This window comes from Modicisalibacter tunisiensis (genome assembly GCF_020148005.1).
Classification (GTDB): Bacteria; Pseudomonadota; Gammaproteobacteria; order Pseudomonadales; family Halomonadaceae; genus Modicisalibacter; species Modicisalibacter tunisiensis.
Genome location: NZ_JAGXFD010000001.1, coordinates 1244990 through 1264128 on the forward strand (window position 1 = coordinate 1244990; position 19139 = coordinate 1264128).

A 19139-nucleotide genomic window follows, 5' to 3' on the forward strand; every position below is an offset into this window, starting at 1 on the left:
CACCCAGACTGCGAACCTGCCAATGACTGCTCGACTACTCACGACCGAGCGCCGTGCCATCACCGGCCTGGCCGGCCTCTATGCCACGCGCATGCTCGGACTCTTCATGGTGCTGCCGGTGCTGGCGCTCTACGCCAATGACCTGAGCGGCGCCACCCCGCTGCTGGTCGGCGTGGCGCTCGGCGGCTACGGCCTGACCCAGGCCGTGCTGCAGATCCCCTTCGGCCTGCTCTCCGACCGTGTCGGTCGCAAGGCGGTGATCGCCGGCGGCCTGCTGCTGTTCATGCTGGGCAGCGTGATCGCCGCCGAGGCCGACACCATCTACCAGATCATCCTCGGCCGCTGCCTGCAGGGCAGTGGCGCGGTGGCCGGCGCGATCATGGCGCTGCTCGCCGACCAGACCCGCGAGGAGGTGCGCACCGCGGCGATGGCCACCATCGGTCTGTCGATCGGCGTGGCCTTCGCCATCGCCATGGTGATCGGTCCGCTGGTCGCCGCCCACTTCGGCCTGACCAGCGTGTTCTGGCTGACCGCGGTGCTCGCCCTGGTCAGCCTGCTGGTGCTGTGGAAGCTGGTTCCCGCCGCGCCGCGACTGGTCCGCCACCGCGACGTGGGGCTCGATCGCGACCAGCTGCGCAGCACCCTATCCAGCGCCAGCCTGCTGCGCCTGGACTTCTCGATCTTCTCCCTGCACCTGATCCTCACCGCCGCCTTCGTCGCCGTGCCGTTCCGGCTGGTCGACGTGGGCATCCAGGCCTCGCACCAGGGCTGGTTCTACCTGGCCGTGATGGGCCTGGCCTTCGTCTGCATGGTGCCGCTGGTGATCATCGCCGAGAAGAAGCGGCGGATGAAGGCCACCTTCGTCGGCGCGGTGGCCGGCATGACCCTGATCCTGCTGGCGCTGGGCGAGTTCGGCCATCAGCGCTGGACGCTGCTGGGCCTGCTGTGGGCCTTCTTCGTGGTCTTCAACCTGCTCGAGGCCACCCTGCCGTCGATGATCAGCAAGCTGGCCCCGGCGGGCGCCAAGGGCACCGCCATGGGCGTGTACTCGACCAGCCAGTTCCTCGGCGCCTTCCTCGGCGGCGTGCTGGGCGGCGCCCTGTCGTCGCATTTCGGCTATGATGCGGTATTCCTCGGGGCCGCCCTGCTGGGGGCCGTGTGGCTGGCGGTGATCTGGAAGATGCCCGCGCCGCGCCATCTGTCCAGCGAGATCGTGGCGCTCGACGACCATCCCGACGCGCTGGATACCCTGATGGCCAGGTTCGCCGAGGTGGCCGGCGTCGAGGACGTGATGGTGGTGCCCGACGAGCGGGTCGCCTATCTCAAGGTCGACCGGCAGCGACTGGACACCGACGCACTGGCCCGCGTGGCCGGTACCCGAGACGATTCATCGGGCGCCTGAGCGCCCGCCCAACAGCAAGGAGTCAAACATGGCCCGTGGTGTGAACAAGGTCATCCTGATCGGCAATCTGGGTCAGGACCCTGAAGTGCGCTTTACGCCGTCGGGAACGGCGGTGGCCAACCTCAACGTGGCGACGACCGATACCTGGATGGATCGCCAGAGCGGTCAGCGCCAGGAGCGGACCGAGTGGCACCGCGTGGTGCTGTTCAACAAGCTCGCCGAGATCGCCCAGCAGTACCTCAAGAAGGGCGGCAAGGTGTATATCGAAGGCCGGCTGCAGACCCGCAAGTGGCAGGACCAGAACGGTCAGGACCGCTACTCGACCGAGATCGTCTGCAACGACATGCAGATGCTCGACTCGCGCGGCGGCGGCGACTTCGCCCCGCAGCAGCAGCCGGGCAATTTCGGTGCCCAGCAGGGCGGCAACTACGGGCAGCAGGGCGGCTATGGCAACAATGCGCCCCAGCAGCGCCCGCCGCAGCAGCCGCCGGCCCAGGGTGGTCAGCAGGGCGGCGGCAACTACGGAGCGCCGCAGCCCGGCGGCTTCGACGACTTCGACGACGAGATCCCGTTCTGAGGCGCCGGCGGATGCCGCGCCGTGCCCCTCGTTTCGGCCCCGCCTCGGCGGGGCCGTTTTGATGGCGGGTCCGGCCCGGGCCTCTTGCACCATGGTGGCATTGACTCGGCGGCGGATTTGTCGAGGCTGTGGCCATTCTTCGCGGCGCCTCGCGCCGCACTCTCGGCCCGCACTCCTGCCCAGTGACGGTCCTGACCGGTTCGGTGCTCGCCGGAGCCCGGACATGGAGGCATGTCCCGATGCAATCAACGAGCACGTCCCTTCCCGAGCCGATGTCCACCGACGCCGACGCGGGCCTGACGATCCAGTCCTACGGCGGTCTGCTGGTGGCCGATGCCGAGGCGCGGTACGTCCTGCAGGCCAGCCGTAATCTCGCCGGGCTGCTGGGCAGGGCCCCCGGCGAGGCGGTGGACAGGCCGCTGGAGCAGGTGATCGGCGCCCGCCTGACCCACCGCCTGCGCCTCGAGCTACAGGGCGCGACCCGACTGACGGCGCCGTTGACCTTCAGCCGCTGGGTCGGTGGCCGCAACCGACGGTTGCAGCTGATGGCCCACCGCCACGGCGAGCGGGTGATGCTGGAGCTGGAGCCGCTGACGGGCAGCGGCCGGCGGCGGCTGCTGGGTGCGGTCAACCAGTGGCTGACCCGGGTCGCCGGAGCCAGCCACCCGGACGCCCTGCTGGAGGTGCTGGTGGCCGGTGTGCGTGACATGACCGGCTATCCGCGGGTGGTGGTCTACGGCTTCGATGGCCTGGGGCACGCCGCCGCGGTGGCCGAATCGCGCCATGCGGCCTGTCCGTCGTTGCTGGGGCAGCGCTTCGCGGCGCATGCCCTGCCGCCGCACCTGCAGGGGGGCGATGGCGACTTCCCGGTCTACTACCTGCCCGATGCAGCGGCCCCGGCGGTGGCGCTGACGCCGCCGCGCGATCCCCGGCAGGGGGCCCGGCTGGCGCCGCAGGCCAGCGCCCTGCGGGCCCCCTCGGCCGCCCTGCGACGCTTTCTGGACGGCATCGGCGTCACCTCGCTGCTGGCGGTGAGCATGCCCGGCGATGCCGGGGTCTGGGGGATGCTGGTGTGTCACAGCGATACCGCCGTGGCGCTGAGTCCGACGCGGCGCGACGCCACCCATACGCTGGTGCAGATGGCCATCCAGCGGCTGTTCCTGCTCAAGGCGCGGGTCGAGGCCGGCTTCCTGCAGCGGGTACGCGACAGCCGCGACCTGCTCTCCGAACAGCGCGGCCAGCCGCAGTCACCCCGGGCCCTGCTGGCGACCCACGGCGGGGAATGGCTGGAGCTGTTCCGTGCCGCCGGGGCCGTGCTGGTCCACGGCCATGAACTGGCCACCCTCGGCACGGTGCCGCCAGCGTCGCTGATCGATCCTCTGGTCGAGCGGCTGGCCGGCGCGCATCACCACGCCGGTCCCTGGCATACCCACCGCCTGGGCGAGCACCCGGTGACCGCGGATCTGCCGCTGGCGCCGGCCTGCGGCCTGCTGGCGATCCCCCTGCCCACCGAGAGCGGGCGCGACTGGCTGATGCTGTTCCGCGCCGCCCAGGCTGACAGCCACTGCTGGTCGGGCATGCCGGGCAGCGCCCGGCCCGCCGCCGGGCCGCCGGCTTGCCCGGTGCTGCGCGACGCGCTGGCGGACTGGCAGCGCGCGGTGCAGGACAGCAGTGATGCCTGGGAGCGCATCGAGCGGCTGGCCGCCATGGATCTGGCCGAGGTGCTGGCGATCGTTGCCTCGGCTCACGAGATCGCCGGCCTCAATCGCGAACTGCGCCAGGAGAAGGCCTCGCTGGCCGAGGCCAACCGGCGCCTCGAGCGGCTGGCGCTGCGCGACCCGCTGACCGGGGCCTACAACCGCTATCGTATCGAGCAGACGCTGGATGCCGAACTGAGCGCGGCGGAGCGTTACGCGCGCGACTGCGCGCTGCTGCTGTTCGATGTCGATCATTTCAAGCGGGTCAACGATGGGCACGGCCACGAGGTGGGCGACCGGGTGCTGATCGCGCTCACCGAGGCCATCGGCAGTGCCCTGCGTGGCTGCGACTACCTGGGGCGCTGGGGCGGCGAGGAGTTCGTGGTGGTGGCCTCGAGCACGCCGCTCAGCGAGGCCTGCCGGCTGGCGGAGCGTCTGCGCGCGCTGATCGCCGGGCTGGAGATCGACGGCTATCCGGAGTCGGTGACCGTCAGCGTGGGGGTGGCGGCGTGGCGACCCGGCGACGATCGCAAGTCGCTGGTCGCGCGTGCCGACCGGGCGATGTACCGGGCCAAGCGCCAGGGGCGCAACCGCGTGGTGAGCCAGGCCGATCGCGCCAACGAGGGGGCGCAGCGGCCGGCTCGCCCTCCCGGCGAGGCGACCTGAGTCCCCGAACCCGGGCTGCCTGAGTCCCCGACATTAGGCTACTTGAGCCCCAGGCGTCGGGCCAGGCGGTGCAGATTGCCGCTGTCCACCCCCAGGCTGCGGGCGGTGGCGGACCAGTTGCCATCGTGGGCGTCGAGGGCCGCGGCGATGTAGCGGCTCTGGAAGCGGTCGGTGGCCTGGCGCAGCGGTTCGTCGGGGGCGGCGGTCCGTCCGGCCGGGGGCTCGCCGGTGGCCGTCGCTGGCGCGGGCATCGCCGATGACGGCGCGGTGTCGGGCAGGTCGAGGTGCGCGCGGGTGATGCGCACCACGGCCTGGCGCCGGGTCTCGGGGTCCCGGCCGCCGGCCTCGCCCAGGCTGTCGCCCAGCGCCCGCAGCGCGGCGCGCCCCAGGGTGTGCTCCAGTTCGCGGACGTTGCCGGGCCAGTGCCAGTCCGCCAGCGCGGCCTCGGCGTCGGCCGACAGGCGCAGGTTGGTGATGCCCAGGCGTACCCGGTTGTCGGCGAGGAAGTGACCGGCCAGCAGCGGCAGATCCTCGCGGCGCTCGCGCAGCGGCGGCACCTGGAGAGGAAAGGCGCTGAGCCGGTGGTAGAGATCCTCGCGAAAGCGTCCGGCGGCGGCCTCCGCGGCCAGGTCGCGGTTGGTCACGGCTATCACCCGCACGTCGACGTGCTGCACGCGCTCGCTGCCCAGCGGCTGGATCTCGCCCTCCTGCAGGGCACGCAGCAGCTTGGGCTGCAGGGCCAGCGGCAGCTCGCCGATCTCGTCGAGCATCAGCGTGCCACCGTCGGCCATGGCGAAGTGGCCGCGGTGATCCTGGATCGCCCCGGAGAAGGCGCCGCGGCGGTGGCCGAACAGTTCGCTCTCGATCAGCGACTCCGGCAGGCTGGCGCAGTTGACCTGGACCAGCGGCCCCTGGTGGCGGGCCGAGCGCGCATGCAGGGCGCGCACCACGCGCTCCTTGCCGACCCCGGTCTCGCCCTGCAGCAGCACGCACATGTCGGTGGGGGCCACCAGGTCGATGGCCTCGTCGAGGCGCCGCATGGCGGGGCTGTTCCAGTGCAGGGCCGGCTGCGGCTGGCGCTCGTGGTCGAGGGCCTCGCTGAGCCGCGAGCGGGTCTGGTTGAGCTGGCTGGCCAGGCGCAGGCAGGTGCCCAGCAGGTGCGCCTTGGCCAGCAGCTCCTCGTCGTCCAGGGTGGCGAGTCGCCCGGCCTCCAGGGCGTCCAGCGTCAGCACGCCGATCAGCCGTTCGCCGTCGCGCAGCGCCACGCCCAGGCAGTCGTGCACCGTGCTCAGGTCCTCGTCGAGCAGGCCGTCGAAGGGGTCGGGCAGCGGGCTGTCGGGGGGAAAGCGACACACCGCGTCGTGGCTGGCGATGGCGGCCAGTCGCGGGTGATCGGCGAGCGCGAAGTGGCGCCCGCGCACGTCGGCGGGCAGGCCCAGCACCGCCACCGGCTGCAGGCCGGTATCGGTGGCGACCATCAGGGTGCTGGCATCGGCGGGATAGTCGCCCACCAGGGTGCCGAGCAGGTCCGACCACCAGCCGGGCAGCGAGTCGGGCGGGGCGCCATCGGCCAGCCGGGTCAGCAGCGCCCGCAGGGCTTGATAGAAGCGTGTCATCATGACACTCCTTGCAGCACGTGTGTCGGAATGACAGCAAAAAGTCTGTCATTTGTACAGTGGTGCGAAGGGCGCGGGGCCCAGGAGGCCGGACGCCCGGCCCATCACCTCGTGCCAGCGCCGTTGGCACGCGGCCTGCAAGGCAGACTGCGGCAGGCTGTCGCGGGGCCTGGGGGCTGGCACGTGCCTTGCGAAGGGTAGGGCGTCATCACTCAGTTCAGGAGTTTCACGCATGCTGACCCCGCAACAGGAAGAGTTGGTCGCCGCCACCGCCCCCGTCGTCGCCGAGAACCTCGAGGCGATCACCGCGCGCTTCTACCCGCTGATGTTCGAGCGCTACCCGGAAGTCAAGGCGCTGTTCAACGCCGCTCACCAGGCCAGCGGCGGCCAGCCGCGCGCCCTGGCCGGCGCGGTGCTGCGCTACGTGCAGCTGCGCGGCGATCGCGAGCAGGTCAAGGCGTCCCTGTCGCTGGTGGTCGGCAAGCACATTTCGCTGGGCATCCGTCCGGACCAGTACCCGATCGTCGGCGAGTGCCTGATGGCGGCGATCGGCGAGGTGCTGGGCGATGCCGTCACCCCCGAGATCGCCGCCGCCTGGCAGGGCGTCTACGAGGAACTGGCCGGCCTGCTGATCGAGCTGGAGGCGGAAGCCTACCATGAGTTCGCCTCGCGCCCCGGTGGCTGGCAGGGGGCGCGTGCCTTCCGTGTGGCCGAGACCCGCGACGAGAGCGCCGAGATCCGCTCCTTCGTGCTGGCGCCCGAGGATGGCGGCCAGGTGGCCGACTTCCGCCCGGGACAGTTCATCGGCGTCAAGCTGACCATCGACGGTGAGCCGGTGTATCGTCACTACAGCCTGTCCGCGCCGCCCAACGGCAGGACCTACCGTCTGTCGATCAAGCGCGAGCCGGGCGGCCGGGTCAGCCAGCACTTCCACGAAGCGATGAGCGAGGGTGCCCGGCTCGAGCTGCTGCCGCCGTCGGGCGACCTGACGCTGGAGACCGGCGCCGAGCCGGTGATGCTGATCAGCGGCGGCGTGGGCCAGACTCCGATGCTGTCGCTGGCCGCCGAGGCGCTCTCGCAGGGCCGTCAGGTCACCTACCTGCATGCCGCCCGCGACGGCAGCGTGCACGCCTTCGCCGATGAAGTGGCCGCGCTCGAGGCGCGCTACCCGCAGCAGTTCAAGGCCGTCACCCTCTACGAGGCGCCGCGCGAGAACGACACGCCGGATCACGCCGGCTTCGTCGACCGCGCGCTGCTGGCCCGCTACCTGCCCGGATCGCAGGCCCTGTGCTACATCGTCGGCCCGCAGGGCTTCATGAGCCACGTCAACGCCGAGCTGGCCGCGCTGGAGGTACCCGAGGCCAAGCGCCGCTTCGAGACCTTCGGTCCCACCCAGCCGCTGGCGGCGTAAGGCGCCGGCCGGCCTCATGGAGCCTCCCGATCGCGGGATAGGAAAAAACTATGATGGCCGGCCGTTGATTAGGGCTCTAACGAGCGCCATGTTCCCTCCACCACTCATGACGAGACTGGCCAAGGAGAGACCATGGCGCACGAGACACTGCTTTCCCCCCTGGACGTCGGCCGCCTGACCCTGCCCAACCGGGTGATCATGGCGCCGCTGACCCGTGCCCGCACCCCCGACAGCATCCCCGGCGACCTGCAGGCCGAGTACTACGCCCAGCGCGCCGACGCCGGGCTGATCATCAGCGAAGCCACCAACATCTCGCCCACCGCGCGGGGCTACGTCTATACCCCGGGCATCTACACCGACGCCCAGGAGGCGGGCTGGCGCAAGGTGGTCAAGGCCGTGCACGATGCCGGCGGGCGCATGGCGCTGCAGCTCTGGCACGTGGGCCGGGTGTCCCACGAGATCGTCCAGCCCGAGGGGCGCCAGCCGGTGGCGCCGAGCGCCCTGCGCGGCGAAGGGGCCGAGTGCTTCGCCGAGTTCCCCGACGGCAGCGCCGGACGCTATCCGGTGAGCACGCCGCGGGCGCTGGAACTCGACGAGATCCCGGCGCTCATCGACGACTACCGCCAGGCCGCGAAGCGGGCCAGGCGCGCCGGCTTCGACATGGTCGAGGTGCACGCCGCCAACGCCTACCTGCTGCAGCAGTTCCTGGCCACCGGCGCCAACCGGCGCAGCGACCGCTACGGCGGCAGCGTGGTCAATCGCGCGCGGCTGGTGCTCGAGGTGGTCGATGCGGTCAGCGAGGTGATGGGCGCCGACCGGGTGGGCATCCGCCTGTCGCCGTTCATCGAGATCTTCGGCCTCTCCGACGACGAGCCGGAAGCGATGATGCACTACCTGGCCGCGCAGCTCTCGCGGCGCGGCATCGCCTATCTGCACATCAACGAGCCGGACTGGACCGGCGAAGGCCCGCAGCTGACCGACGCCTTCCGGCGCGACCTGCGTGAGCGCTTCCGCGGGGTGCTGATCTACTGCGGCCACTACACCGCCGAGCGGGCCGAGGCGCTGATCGCCGACGGTCTGGGCGACGCGGCGGCCTTCGGCCGGCCCTACATCGCCAACCCCGACCTGGTCGAGCGCTTCCGCCGTGGGGCGCCGCTCAACGACCCGGACCCGTCGACCTTCTACGGCGGCGGCGCCGAAGGCTACACCGACTATCCGACGCTCGACTGACCCGGCGGCCGCGGGGCTGTCCAGCCGCGTGGCTTGCCGCTATCCTGTGGGCAGGATGTCGCCACGGCGGCTCACGCTCACAGGTTAGGAGGACTCACATGCAGATCAGGACGTTGCTGGCCGGTTCCGCGATGCTGGCGCTGCTGGCGGGGTGTGCCACCGGTACCCAGCAGGGCATGGCGCCGGGCGCGCCGGCCACAGCCGAACAGGCGGCCGTCTACGAGGGGACGCTGCCGTGCCGCAACTGCGCGGGCATCGACATCACGGTCGCGCTCAAGGGCGACGAGCAGGCCAGCGATGCCGAGCGTACCTTCAAGCTGGATGCCAGCTACCGCGAGCATCCGCAGGACCCGCCCACCGAGCACTATGAAGGCCAGTGGGACGTGCTCAGCGGCACCGCCAGCGATCCCGAGGCCACCGTCTACGAGCTGACGCCGGAGGGCGAGGGGCAGGTCTACTACTTCCTCAAGCTCAACCCCGACACCCTGGAACTGATCGACCCGCAGAAGCGCCGCTTCCAGAACGGCGAGGCGCTGCGACTGACGCGCCAGGGCAGCCAGGCCGGCCAGTAAGCCCGGCCGGCGGCACGTGAGGGGGCGGCCTGCGGGCCGCCCCTGTCGTTGCGTGCCCGTTTCCCGTCCATTTCGGTAATCAAGAGTCGTCATGGCCAGAGCGAAGAGCGCCTTCGTGTGCACCGAGTGCGGTGCCGAATACACCAAGTGGCAGGGGCAGTGCTCGAGCTGCCGCGAGTGGAACACGCTCAGCGAGGTGCGTCTGGCGTCCGCGCGCCCGGGGGCGGCGAGCACCGCCGGGGCGGCCGGGCGCGGCGGCTATGCCGGGGCGTTGTCCCGCGAGGTGGTCGATCTGGGCAGCGTCGATCTCGGCGAGGTGCCGCGCTTCTCGTCGACCTTCGGCGAGTTCGACCGGGTGCTGGGCGGTGGCCTGGTGCCCGGCTCGGCGGTGCTGCTGGGCGGCCACCCCGGGGCGGGCAAGTCGACCCTGCTGCTGCAGACCGCCTGCAAGCTGGCCCAGCAGCGCAGCGTGCTCTACGTCACCGGCGAGGAGTCGCTGTCGCAGGTGGCGATGCGCGCGCATCGCCTGCAGCTGCCCACCCGGGGGCTGAAGATGCTCGCCGAGACCAGTATCGAGACCATCCTCGGGGTCGCCGAGCGCGAGCGTCCCGACGTGCTGGTCATCGACTCCATCCAGACCATGCACCTCGAGGATATCGCCTCGGCGCCGGGCGGCGTGGCCCAGGTACGCGAGTCGGCGGCGGCGCTGACGCGCTTCGCCAAGGGCTCGAGCACCGTGCTGCTGCTGGTGGGACACGTCACCAAGGACGGCTCGCTGGCCGGTCCCAAGGTGCTCGAGCACATGATCGACGCCTCGCTGCTGCTCGAGGGTGGCAGCGACTCGCGCTTTCGCACCCTGCGCGGCCAGAAGAACCGCTTCGGCGCGGTCAACGAGCTGGGCGTGTTCGCGATGCTCGAGCAGGGCCTCAAGGAGGTCAGGAATCCCAGCGCGATCTTCCTGTCGCGCGGCGAGGAGCAGGCCGCCGGCAGCCTGGTGATGGTGGTCTGGGAAGGCACCCGGCCGATCCTGGTCGAGGTCCAGGCGCTGCTCGACGAGTCGGCGCTGGGCAACCCGCGCCGCGTCGCGGTGGGGCTCGACCCCAACCGGCTGGCCATGCTGCTGGCGGTGCTGCACCGTCACGGCGGACTGTTCACCGGCGATCAGGACGTCTTCCTCAACGTGGTCGGCGGGGTCAAGGTGCTCGAGACCAGCGCCGACCTGGCGGTGCTGCTGGCGGTGGTGTCGAGCCTGCAGAACCGCCCGCTGCCGCGCGAGCTGGTGGTGTTCGGCGAGGTCGGGCTGTCCGGCGAGATCCGCCCGGTACCCAGCGGCCAGGAACGCATCGTCGAGGCCGCCAAGCACGGCTTCACCCGGGCCATCGTGCCGCGCGCCAACGCGCCCAGGCAGTCGCCCGAGGGCATGACGGTGATCGCCGTGGACAAGCTGGCCGACGCCCTGGAAGCCCTGTAGCCATCAGAGCAACCACCGTTGGCTATGTCGAGGGCGCAGGGGGCAGGTCGTAGAGGGGGTTTTTGGCCATGGATGGCCAAAGTAGCGCCCACGGAAGGGTTCATAGCGCCCCTCGTAGACCGGCCGCCGGTCAGCCCGAGCGATGCTGCAGCTATCTGTGATAGCCCTGCTATAGCCATCCCGCCGCCGACACGCTTGACGTAGAATTGTCACAGGTTCGAACGAGGAGAACAGCATGAGCGCCATTCGCCTGACCCAGTACAGCCACGGAGCCGGCTGCGGCTGCAAGATCGCCCCCGACGTGCTCGACGGCATTCTCGCCAAGGCGGGCCCGGGAGCCAGCAACGCCCGGCTGATCGTCGGCAATCAGGGTCGCGAGGACGCGGCGGTGTACGATCTGGGCGACGGCCGCGGGCTGATCGCCACCACCGACTTCTTCATGCCGATCGTCGACGACCCCTTCGACTTCGGCCGCATCGCCGCCACCAACGCCATCAGCGACGTCTATGCCATGGGCGGACGCCCGGTGATGGCGCTGGGCATCCTCGGCTGGCCGCTGGACACCCTGGGCGCCGACGTCGCCGGCGACGTGGTGGCCGGGGCCCAGGCGGTGTGCCGCGAGCTGGGGCTGGCGCTGGCCGGCGGACATTCGATCGACGCGCCGGAGCCGATCTTCGGGCTGGCCGTCAACGGCCTGGTCGACCTCGAGCATCTCAAGCTCAACAAGGGCGCCCGGCCGGGGGACCTGCTGTATCTCACCAAGCCGCTGGGCGTGGGGCTGCTGACCACGGCGGAAAAGCGCGGGCTGCTCGAGCCCGGCCATCAGGGGCTGGCCCGGGAGACCATGCTCGAGGCCAACGACATGGGCGTCGAGCTGGCGAAGGTCGCCGGCGTGCATGCCATGACCGACGTCACCGGCTTCGGGCTGGCCGGGCACCTCAGCGAGGTGTGCAGCGCCAGCGGCGTCAGGGCGCGCATCGACTTCCGCCGCCTGCCGCGGCTGGCCGAGGCCGAGGCCTACCGCCGCCAGGGTGCGGTGCCCGGCGGGACCACGCGCAACCGCCAGGCGCTGGGCGCGAGCCTGCCGACGATGGACGACGCCCACTGGCAGTGGCTGTGCGATCCGCAGACCTCCGGCGGCCTGCTGCTGACGGTGGACCCGGCCTATGCCGACGACGTGGAGCGCATCGGCCGGGCCCACGGGGTCACGCTGGCGCCGTTCGGCGAGTGCCTGAAGCCCCAGGGCGAGGCGCTGATCGAGGTTCGGCGATGACCCTGCCGACGGTCGAGCCGGACCTGGCGTGGCTGGCCGAGGGCCGGGTGCTGATCGACGTGCGCGCGCCGGTGGAATTCGCCCAGGGCGCGCTGCCCGGCGCGGTCAACCTGCCGCTGATGGACGACGCCGAGCGCCACCGGGTCGGCATCCGCTACAAGACCCACGGTCAGCAGGCGGCGATCGCGCTGGGCGAGCAGCTGGTCAGCGGGCGTCTGCGCCGCGAGCGGGTGGCCGCCTGGCGACGTGTGGTCGAGGCGCATCCCGATGCGCTGCTCTACTGCTTCCGCGGCGGGCTGCGCTCGCAGATCGCCCAGCAATGGCTGGCCGAGGCAGGGATCACGCGCCCGCGCATCCGCGGCGGCTGGAAGGCCATGCGTCAGGCGCTGTGCCGGCGCATCGACGCCGCCGCCGAGCAGCCGCTGCTGGTGGTCGGTGGGCTGACCGGCTGCGCCAAGACCGAGCTGATCCAGCGCCTGAGCCATGGTCTCGACCTCGAGGGCTGCGCCCGCCACAAGGGCTCGGCCTTCGGCCGGCATCCGCTGCCGGCACCGAGCCAGATCGACTTCGAGCACGCCCTGGGCCTCGGGTTGCTGGGGCTGGACGGCGCCTGCGTGGTCGAGGACGAGTCACGGCACATCGGCAGCGCCAACATTCCGCTGAGCTTCTGGCGCGGCATGGAGCGGGCCCCGCGCATCCGCGTCGAGATGCCGCTGGACTGGCGGCTGGCGCGCATCCACAAGGACTACATCGAGGACCTGTGGGCGATCTACGTCACCCAGTACGGCGAGTGGCTGGGCTGGGCGCTGATGCGCAAGCAGCTCTCCGGCGCCCTCAAGCGCCTGCGCAAGCGTCTCGGCGGCGCCCGGCTGGCACGGCTGGTGCGCCTGCAGGAGCTGGCCTTCCGCGAGCACGAGCGCGGCAACCGTCAGGCCCACGAGGCCTGGCTGGCGCCGCTTTTGACCGAATACTACGACCCCATGTACCGCTATCAGCTGGAGAAGCACGACGACCAGCGCTTCCTCCACGTCGGCGACTGGGACAGCTGCCTGGCCTTCGCCGAGGCCTGGCAGGCGGCGCCGACACGCCAGTAGCGGCAGCGTGGCTCAGGCGGCCTGCGCTCAGGCGGCCTGCGCTCAGGCGGCGCCGACGAGCCAGCGGCTCAGCACCCGGTCGAGCAGCGGCGCCAGCCGGTCGAAGCGCCGCGGGTCGGCGAGGATCGCCTCGCGGCTCTGCACGTAGGGGCCCTCGGCGGGCAGGGGCTCATGGTCGAGCAGGGCAGCGGCGCTGGCAGCGGTGGCTTCCAGGTGGCACTGCAGGGCGATGACCCGCCCCGCGTCCCAGGCGAAGCCCTGTACCGGGCTGGCCGCGGTGCCGCCCAGCGGCAGGGCGTCCTCGGGCAGGCCGAAGATGTCGCGGTGCCAGAGGAAGGCCTCGAACTGCTCGGGCAGGTCGAAGGGGCTCTCCGGGGCCAGGGTCACGGTCTGCCAGCCGGCCTCGGCATGGGTGCCGCGGGAGACAATGGCGCCGAGCCGCGCGGCGATCAGGCGTGCCCCCAGGCCGAGGCCCAGCACCGGCTTGCCGCTCTTCAGCGCGCGGTCGAGCAGCTTGATCTCGCGCTTCAGCCAGGGGTGGGCTTCAGAGTCGTCGTGGGCCTGGGGGCCGTCGAGCAGGATCAGCGCGTCGCAGTCCTCGAGGCGCGGCGGCGCCTCGTCGGCATACAGGTGGCAGGTATTGTGGCTGTGTCCCATGCCGGCGAGCCAGTCGGCGAGACGGGCGGGCCCGGCGTGGGCGGCATGCTGGAGGAAGTAGATATGCATGCGGCCATCATCGGCCACGCGCTCCATCGACGTCCAGCGAATCTCGTCGGTCGGCCGGGTGGTCCCCGCACGCGGTCGACGGTGCCATAATGGGGCCGATAGCCGCCGACCCCTGAAGTGGACATGCCCCGCGCGGACCTGCTCGAGCAGATCTATACCATCGTGGCCCAGATTCCCGAAGGCCGGGTGACCACCTACGGCCGGGTGGCGAAGATGACCGAGGGTGCCACGGCGCGCATGGTCGGCAGTGCCATGCGCCATCTGCCCGACGGCCACGGCCTGCCCTGGCACCGGGTGATCAACGCCTCGCGGCGGATCACCGAGCATGGCGGCGCCGAGCGTCAGCGCGAGCGGTTGCGGGCCGAGGGCATCGCCTTCGAGGCCGGCGGTCGGGTGAGTGCCGAGCGGCTGTGGCCGTGAGCGGCCCCGCACAACCAGGAGAATCCATGACAGCGATATCCCGAGAGGGCTTCAAGGCCCGCCTGCGTGCCCTGAGTCGCCGCCAGCAGATCGCGTTCATGGCGGCGCTGTGCGAGCGGCTGCTGCCCAATTACGGCCTGTATGCGCAGATGACCGGCCAGGGCGATCCCGGCGCCCTGCGCGTGGTGCTCGACCTGGCCTGGGAGTCACTGATGGTGCGCGAGGCGAGGATCGACTTCGCGCGCCAGGCGGAGAAGCTGAGCGAGGCGGAACCCCCCGAGGACGACGAGAGCTTCGGGGCGCGCCGGGCCGTGGAGGTGATGATGGCCCTGTCGACCCTGCTCGACGCCCTGCAGGGCGAGACACCCGACGCGGCGCTGACGGTCAGCGGCCTGTCGAAGAGCGGGGTGCAGGCCTTCGTCGAGATGACCGAGGGGGCCGAGGACGATGACGCCGAGCGGGCCGCCGCGCGCCTGCGCGCGCATCCGCTGATGGCCGACGAGCGCGACTTCCAGGAAGCGGTGCTGGAGGCTGCCGAGGCGCGGCTCGACCGCGAGGCCCTCAAGGCGCTGCGTCGCCTGGGGCGCAACGACGGCGTCAGCAATCTCGGCCTGAGTCTGGAATGACGCCCGCCGGGGCGCCGGGAGGCCGGCATGAAGTACCGTCAGTGGCCGCTGGCGTGCATCGACGCGGCGCGTGCCCGGCTGGTCACGCCGCTCGATGACGACGATATTCACGAGCTGCGCCTGACCTGCAAGCGCCTGCGCGCCGCCCGCCAGCTGCAGCGTGCCGAGCGCCCCCGGGCGGCGATCAAGCCCCGCGAGGCCACGCCCCGGACGATCGCCAGACGCCTGGAAGGCCCCCGCGAGGCGCGGGTGCGTCACGCCATGCTGGGCTGGGCGCTGCCGCGCCTCGACCCCGAGTTGCGTCCGCTCGTCGCCCGGCTGCGGGCCGCCCTGGCGGCGTCGCTCGAGGCGACCGAGGTCGCGGATCGTGACGCCCTCGACGCCGAGTTCGTCCGCGAGGCGGGCAGCTGGCAGGCCGAGCCGCTGAAAGGCCGGCAGGTCAAGGCGGGCTATCGGCGCACCCGGCGCAAGGCGCGCCGTCTGGCCGAGAGGTGTGCCGCGTCACGCGATCCGGTGCGCTGTCATCGCTGGCGCAAGTGGGTGAAGTACCTGACCTATCAGCAGGAATTGCGCGCACGGGTGAAGGGCAAGCCGCCGCGGGTCGACCCGCGCCGTCTCAAGCGACTCGCCAGGCGGCTCGGTCGTCAGCATGACCTGATCAATCTGGCGGCGTGGCTGACAGGGCCGGAGAGCGAGGCGACGCCACTGGAGCCGGCGCAGCGCGAGGCACTGGCGGACGAACTGCGCCGCCTCGCCGAGACGCAGCTCGACAAGGGCCTGGGGCAGGCCGGCAAGCTCGGCTGGCTCCCCTGACCGGTCGGCTGCTTCCGGGGAAGCCCCCGGCCCTCCTAGAATCGGACCCCGGCAGTGACCATCAGGCCGGCGGTGCCGAAGAGAATGGCATCGCTCTCGACGCGCCCCCAGCGCACGCCCACGGTGGGCAGTATCGCGGGGGCGATACCGTAGTGGTTGTAGGCGATCTTGTTCCGCTTGTCGCCATCGTAGCCGCGTATTCCTCCGGCGGTCAGCTTGGCCCGCACCTCCAGGTCGGCACGCGGTCGCCATAGCGGGAATTCGCGCCCGGCATAGAAGTACCAGGTAGGTTGGTCGAAGGAGTTCTTCAGCCAGGCGGCGCCGGCCAGCCAGCGATCGGGGTTGTGCAGTTCGATGCCGATCAGGTTCTGGCGGTCGTTGTATGTCGTGTCGGATGAGTAGTGGTGTGTCCACAGGCTGGTCTGGATCAGCCCGTGGTCATAGGTGAGCAGGCCTGACGCCCTGGACGGCGGACCGAACCCCGCCGTCAGCCCGCCCTGGAACACGACCCCCAGGAGCCTGACGACGGTGATCCGTGCAAGGGGATTCACCACCCCCTCAGAGCCGCATCTCGATGCCGTGCTCGTTCATGTAGCGCTTGGCATCGGGGATGGTGTATTCGCCGAAATGGAAGATGCTTGCGGCGAGTACCGCGTCGGCCGCGCCCCGGGTCACGCCCTCCACCAGATGGTCGAGGTTGCCGACCCCGCCGGAGGCGATCACCGGCACTGCCACGGCCTCGGAGATCGCCCGTGTCAGCTCCAGGTCGAAGCCGGCCTTGGTGCCGTCGCGGTCCATGCTGGTCAGCAGCAGCTCGCCGGCGCCGTAGTTGACCATCTTGCGCGCCCAGTCGATGGCGTCGAGCCCGGTGGGCTTGCGCCCGCCGTGGGTGAAGATCTCCCAGCGCGGCGTTTCGCCCTCGGCACTGACGCGCTTGGCGTCGATCGCCACCACGATGCACTGGCTGCCGAAGCGCTCGGTGGCCTCGCGGACGAACTCGGGATTGGTCACCGCGGCGGTATTGATCGAGACCTTGTCCGCGCCGGCGTTGAGCATGGTGCGGATGTCCTCGCAGGTGCGGATGCCACCGCCCACGGTCAGCGGGATGAACACCTCGCCGGCGATGCGCTCGACCATCTCGACGGTGGTCGCGCGGTCCTCGTGGCTGGCGGTGATGTCGAGGAAGGTGATCTCGTCGGCGCCCTGCTGATTGTAGCGCTTGGCGATTTCCACCGGGTCGCCGGCGTCGCGGATGCCGACGAAGTTGACGCCCTTGACCACGCGGCCGGCGTCGACGTCGAGGCAGGGGATGATGCGCTTGGCCAGACCCATGGTGATCACTCCTTGCGGGTTGTGTCGAGGCTGTCGCACAGGCGCTGGGCCGCGGCGACGTCGAGACTGCCTTCGTAGATGGCGCGGCCGGTGATGGCGCCGAGGATGCCCTGGTCGGCGACCTCGGCCAGGCCACGGATGTCATCGAGGTTGGTGACCCCGCCCGAGGCGATCACCGGCAGGCCGCCCTCGCGGGCCAGCGCGACGGTGGCGTCGAGGTTGACGCCCTGCATCATGCCGTCGCGGGCGATGTCGGTGTAGACGATCGACGAGACGCCGTCGTCGGCGAAGCGCCTGGCCAGCTCGGTGGCCTTGAGCGTCGACACCTCGGCCCAGCCGTCGGTGGCGACGAAGCCGTCGCGGGCGTCGAGGCCGACGATCACGTGACCCGCGAACAGCCGGCACGCCTCGCTGACGAAGGCCGGCTGCTTGACCGCCTGGGTGCCGATGATCACGTAGGAGACCCCGGCCTCGAGGTAGTGCTCGATGGTTTCCGCCGAGCGGATGCCGCCGCCGATCTGGATCGGCAGGTCGGGGTAGGCGCGGGCGATGGCGGTGACCGCCTCGCCGTTGACCGGCTTGCCCTCGAAGGCGCCGTTGAGATCGACCAGGTGCAGACGGCGGGCGCCGGCCTCGACCCAGCGCGCGGCCATGGCGACCGGATCGTCGCCGTAGGTGGTGGCGTCGTCCATTCGCCCCTGCTTGAGGCGGACGCATTGGCCGTCCTTGAGATCGATGGCGGGAATAACCAGCATGTCATGTCCTCGTGAGCGCCCGGTCCGGCCGGGCGCGGTCTATCCAGTGTGACGGCGGCGAACGCCGGGGCTCAGGGCGTCCAGTTGACGAAGTTTTCCAGCAGGCGCAGCCCCGCGTCGGCGCTCTTCTCGGGGTGAAACTGCACGGCGAAGACGCTGTCCCGGCCGGTCGCCACATGGGCGGTGACGTCGCCGTAGCGGGTGGTGCCGAAGACGTCCGCGTCGCGCTCGGCCTCGACGTAGTAGCCGTGCACGAAGTAGAAGCGGGCGCCGTCGCCGATGCCTTCCCAGAGCGGATGCGGGTGATGCTGGCTGACCTGGTTCCAGCCCATGTGGGGGATCTTCAGGCGGCGGCCGTCTGCGTCGTGCATCTCCTGGCTGAAACGGCGCACGCTGCCCGGCAGGTAGCCCAGGCAGGTAACCCCGCCGTTCTCCTCGCTGTGCTCCATGAGCATCTGCTGGCCGACGCAGATGCCCAGCAGTGGCTTGCCCTCGTCGTCCAGCAGTTCCTTGACCAGCCCCTGCAGTTCGGTGCGCTGCAGCTCGCCCATGCAGTCGCGGATGGCGCCCTGGCCGGGCAGCACGATGCGCGTGGCGCCGCGGATCGAGCGGGCGTCGCGGGTGATCACCACGTGTTCGTGGGTGACGTGCTCCAGGGCCTTGGCCACGGAGTGGAGATTGCCCATGCCATAGTCGATGACGGCGATCGTCATGCTCGCTCCTCGCGGTTACTGATCAAAGGCTGCCCTTGGTGGACGGCATCTGCCCGGCCATGCGCGGGTCCGGTTCGACGGCCATGCGCAGGGCGCGGCCGAAGGCCTTGAAGATGGTCTCGGCCTGGTGGTGCGCGTTGAACCCCTTGAGGTTGTCGATATGCAGCGTCACCCGGGCGTGGTTGACGAAGCCCTGGAAGAACTCCCAGAACAGCTGGGTGTCCAGGCGACCGATGCTGGCACGGGTGAACTCGACATCCATGGCCAGTCCGGGCCGGCCGGAGAAGTCGATCACCACCCGGGACAGGGCTTCGTCGAGCGGCACGTAGGCATGGCCGTAGCGGCGGATGCCGCGCTTGTCGCCGATTGCCTTGTCAAAGGCCTGGCCGAGCGTGATGCCGATGTCCTCGACGGTATGGTGGTCGTCGATGTGCAGATCGCCCCTGGCGACGATATCCAGGTCGATCAGCCCGTGGCGGGCGATCTGGTCGAGCATGTGGTCGAGAAACGGCACGCCGGTGTCGGCATTGAAGCGTCCCTGGCCGTCCAGGTTGACGGTGACCGTGATCTGAGTCTCGGACGTGTCTCGCGATACCGTGGCGATTCGCTCGGGCATTGGCCGCTCTCCCTTCCGGGCGCTCGCGCGCCGGGCAACAGTAAGTTGGCGGGACGCGTGGCGGAAACCGGAGTGTGGCGGCCTGCGCGTCCCGTGCCGAGCCTGTCATTATAGAGAATCGCAATGGCC

At 70.9% G+C, this 19139-nt stretch carries 19 protein-coding genes; 12 read left to right on the plus strand and 7 right to left on the minus strand.

Annotated features, from left to right (window positions below; all coding sequences use genetic code 11):
* Nucleotides 1–22: 22 nt before the first annotated feature.
* From KGQ91_RS05755 to KGQ91_RS05765, 3 genes are all read left to right on the plus strand, one after another.
* Entirely contained in the window at nt 23–1402 is a 1380-nt protein-coding gene (locus KGQ91_RS05755; RefSeq protein WP_224420498.1) for an MFS transporter, read from the plus strand.
* A gap of 28 nt (nt 1403–1430) precedes the next feature.
* On the plus strand, nt 1431–1979 hold the full coding sequence (gene ssb, locus KGQ91_RS05760; RefSeq protein WP_224420499.1) for a single-stranded DNA-binding protein: 549 nt from the start codon (nt 1431–1433) through the stop codon (nt 1977–1979).
* A gap of 239 nt (nt 1980–2218) precedes the next feature.
* A complete protein-coding gene (locus tag KGQ91_RS05765) occupies nt 2219–4342 on the plus strand; it encodes a sensor domain-containing diguanylate cyclase (RefSeq protein WP_224420500.1) in 2124 nt (707 codons plus the stop codon).
* A gap of 38 nt (nt 4343–4380) precedes the next feature.
* On the opposite strand, the gene norR is transcribed toward KGQ91_RS05765, so the two are convergent.
* The gene (gene norR / locus KGQ91_RS05770; protein ID WP_224420501.1) at nt 4381–5961 is read right to left on the minus strand and encodes a nitric oxide reductase transcriptional regulator NorR; all 1581 of its coding nucleotides are present in this window, start codon (nt 5959–5961) and stop codon (nt 4381–4383) included.
* A 229-nt stretch (nt 5962–6190) separates the two neighbouring features.
* On the opposite strand from norR, the gene hmpA reads away from it, so the two are divergent.
* From hmpA to mnmH, 6 genes are all read left to right on the plus strand, one after another.
* The gene (hmpA, locus tag KGQ91_RS05775) at nt 6191–7369 is read left to right on the plus strand and encodes an NO-inducible flavohemoprotein (RefSeq protein ID WP_224415915.1); all 1179 of its coding nucleotides are present in this window, start codon (nt 6191–6193) and stop codon (nt 7367–7369) included.
* Nucleotides 7370–7501: 132 nt separating this feature from the next.
* The gene (locus KGQ91_RS05780) at nt 7502–8599 is read left to right on the plus strand and encodes an alkene reductase (RefSeq protein WP_224415914.1); all 1098 of its coding nucleotides are present in this window, start codon (nt 7502–7504) and stop codon (nt 8597–8599) included.
* Nucleotides 8600–8697: 98 nt separating this feature from the next.
* On the plus strand, nt 8698–9171 hold the full coding sequence (locus tag KGQ91_RS05785; RefSeq protein ID WP_224415913.1) for a copper resistance protein NlpE N-terminal domain-containing protein: 474 nt from the start codon (nt 8698–8700) through the stop codon (nt 9169–9171).
* A 91-nt stretch (nt 9172–9262) separates the two neighbouring features.
* Nucleotides 9263–10642 carry a DNA repair protein RadA gene (gene radA, locus KGQ91_RS05790; RefSeq protein WP_224415912.1) on the plus strand — a complete coding sequence of 460 codons (1380 nt, stop codon included), beginning with the start codon at nt 9263–9265 and terminating at the stop codon, nt 10640–10642.
* Nucleotides 10643–10877: 235 nt separating this feature from the next.
* Nucleotides 10878–11915 (plus strand): selenide, water dikinase SelD, encoded by a 1038-nt coding sequence (selD, locus tag KGQ91_RS05795; protein WP_224415911.1) that lies wholly within the window; start codon nt 10878–10880, stop codon nt 11913–11915.
* The gene (gene mnmH, locus KGQ91_RS05800; RefSeq protein ID WP_224420502.1) at nt 11912–13009 is read left to right on the plus strand and encodes a tRNA 2-selenouridine(34) synthase MnmH; all 1098 of its coding nucleotides are present in this window, start codon (nt 11912–11914) and stop codon (nt 13007–13009) included. The genes selD and mnmH overlap by 4 nt, the downstream gene beginning before the upstream one ends.
* Nucleotides 13010–13051: 42 nt before the next feature.
* Here the strand turns inward: mnmH and KGQ91_RS05805 are convergent, their stop codons facing one another.
* Complete coding sequence (locus KGQ91_RS05805) at nt 13052–13735, minus strand: type 1 glutamine amidotransferase (RefSeq protein WP_224415909.1); 684 nt, start codon at nt 13733–13735, stop codon at nt 13052–13054.
* A gap of 123 nt (nt 13736–13858) precedes the next feature.
* On the opposite strand from KGQ91_RS05805, the gene KGQ91_RS05810 reads away from it, so the two are divergent.
* Genes KGQ91_RS05810 through KGQ91_RS05820 form a run of 3 tightly spaced genes read left to right on the plus strand, consistent with a single transcriptional unit; the run spans nt 13859 to nt 15594 of the window.
* Nucleotides 13859–14155, plus strand: a complete 297-nt coding sequence (locus KGQ91_RS05810; protein WP_224415908.1) for an MGMT family protein — start codon at nt 13859–13861, stop codon at nt 14153–14155.
* Nucleotides 14156–14181: 26 nt separating this feature from the next.
* A complete protein-coding gene (locus KGQ91_RS05815; RefSeq protein WP_224415907.1) occupies nt 14182–14781 on the plus strand; it encodes a YjaG family protein in 600 nt (199 codons plus the stop codon).
* A 27-nt stretch (nt 14782–14808) separates the two neighbouring features.
* Entirely contained in the window at nt 14809–15594 is a 786-nt protein-coding gene (locus KGQ91_RS05820) for a CHAD domain-containing protein (RefSeq protein WP_224415906.1), read from the plus strand.
* A 35-nt stretch (nt 15595–15629) separates the two neighbouring features.
* Here the strand turns inward: KGQ91_RS05820 and KGQ91_RS05825 are convergent, their stop codons facing one another.
* The 5 genes from KGQ91_RS05825 to hisB form a co-directional block, all read right to left on the minus strand.
* Nucleotides 15630–16145, minus strand: coding sequence for a hypothetical protein (locus tag KGQ91_RS05825; RefSeq protein ID WP_224420503.1), 516 nt, complete (start codon nt 16143–16145; stop codon nt 15630–15632).
* Nucleotides 16146–16152: 7 nt separating this feature from the next.
* Nucleotides 16153–16926, minus strand: coding sequence for an imidazole glycerol phosphate synthase subunit HisF (gene hisF / locus KGQ91_RS05830; RefSeq protein ID WP_224415904.1), 774 nt, complete (start codon nt 16924–16926; stop codon nt 16153–16155).
* 5 nt (nt 16927–16931) lie between these two features.
* Nucleotides 16932–17681, minus strand: coding sequence for a 1-(5-phosphoribosyl)-5-[(5-phosphoribosylamino)methylideneamino]imidazole-4-carboxamide isomerase (gene hisA / locus KGQ91_RS05835; RefSeq protein WP_224415903.1), 750 nt, complete (start codon nt 17679–17681; stop codon nt 16932–16934).
* Between the two features lie 71 nt (nt 17682–17752).
* Entirely contained in the window at nt 17753–18394 is a 642-nt protein-coding gene (gene hisH / locus KGQ91_RS05840) for an imidazole glycerol phosphate synthase subunit HisH (RefSeq protein ID WP_224420504.1), read from the minus strand.
* Nucleotides 18395–18416: 22 nt separating this feature from the next.
* Nucleotides 18417–19010, minus strand: a complete 594-nt coding sequence (gene hisB / locus KGQ91_RS05845; protein WP_224420505.1) for an imidazoleglycerol-phosphate dehydratase HisB — start codon at nt 19008–19010, stop codon at nt 18417–18419.
* Nucleotides 19011–19139 lie beyond the last annotated feature (129 nt).

Coding starts and splice junctions, on each gene's coding strand:
- KGQ91_RS05755 (WP_224420498.1), top strand. CDS start 23: ATGACTGCTCGACTACTCACGACCGAGCGCCGTGCCATCACCGGCCTG.
- ssb (WP_224420499.1), top strand. CDS start 1,431: ATGGCCCGTGGTGTGAACAAGGTCATCCTGATCGGCAATCTGGGTCAG.
- KGQ91_RS05765 (WP_224420500.1), top strand. CDS start 2,219: ATGCAATCAACGAGCACGTCCCTTCCCGAGCCGATGTCCACCGACGCC.
- norR (WP_224420501.1), bottom strand. CDS start 5,961: ATGATGACACGCTTCTATCAAGCCCTGCGGGCGCTGCTGACCCGGCTG.
- hmpA (WP_224415915.1), top strand. CDS start 6,191: ATGCTGACCCCGCAACAGGAAGAGTTGGTCGCCGCCACCGCCCCCGTC.
- KGQ91_RS05780 (WP_224415914.1), top strand. CDS start 7,502: ATGGCGCACGAGACACTGCTTTCCCCCCTGGACGTCGGCCGCCTGACC.
- KGQ91_RS05785 (WP_224415913.1), top strand. CDS start 8,698: ATGCAGATCAGGACGTTGCTGGCCGGTTCCGCGATGCTGGCGCTGCTG.
- radA (WP_224415912.1), top strand. CDS start 9,263: ATGGCCAGAGCGAAGAGCGCCTTCGTGTGCACCGAGTGCGGTGCCGAA.
- selD (WP_224415911.1), top strand. CDS start 10,878: ATGAGCGCCATTCGCCTGACCCAGTACAGCCACGGAGCCGGCTGCGGC.
- mnmH (WP_224420502.1), top strand. CDS start 11,912: ATGACCCTGCCGACGGTCGAGCCGGACCTGGCGTGGCTGGCCGAGGGC.
- KGQ91_RS05805 (WP_224415909.1), bottom strand. CDS start 13,735: ATGCATATCTACTTCCTCCAGCATGCCGCCCACGCCGGGCCCGCCCGT.
- KGQ91_RS05810 (WP_224415908.1), top strand. CDS start 13,859: ATGCCCCGCGCGGACCTGCTCGAGCAGATCTATACCATCGTGGCCCAG.
- KGQ91_RS05815 (WP_224415907.1), top strand. CDS start 14,182: ATGACAGCGATATCCCGAGAGGGCTTCAAGGCCCGCCTGCGTGCCCTG.
- KGQ91_RS05820 (WP_224415906.1), top strand. CDS start 14,809: ATGAAGTACCGTCAGTGGCCGCTGGCGTGCATCGACGCGGCGCGTGCC.
- hisF (WP_224415904.1), bottom strand. CDS start 16,926: ATGGGTCTGGCCAAGCGCATCATCCCCTGCCTCGACGTCGACGCCGGC.
- hisA (WP_224415903.1), bottom strand. CDS start 17,681: ATGCTGGTTATTCCCGCCATCGATCTCAAGGACGGCCAATGCGTCCGC.
- hisH (WP_224420504.1), bottom strand. CDS start 18,394: ATGACGATCGCCGTCATCGACTATGGCATGGGCAATCTCCACTCCGTG.
- hisB (WP_224420505.1), bottom strand. CDS start 19,010: ATGCCCGAGCGAATCGCCACGGTATCGCGAGACACGTCCGAGACTCAG.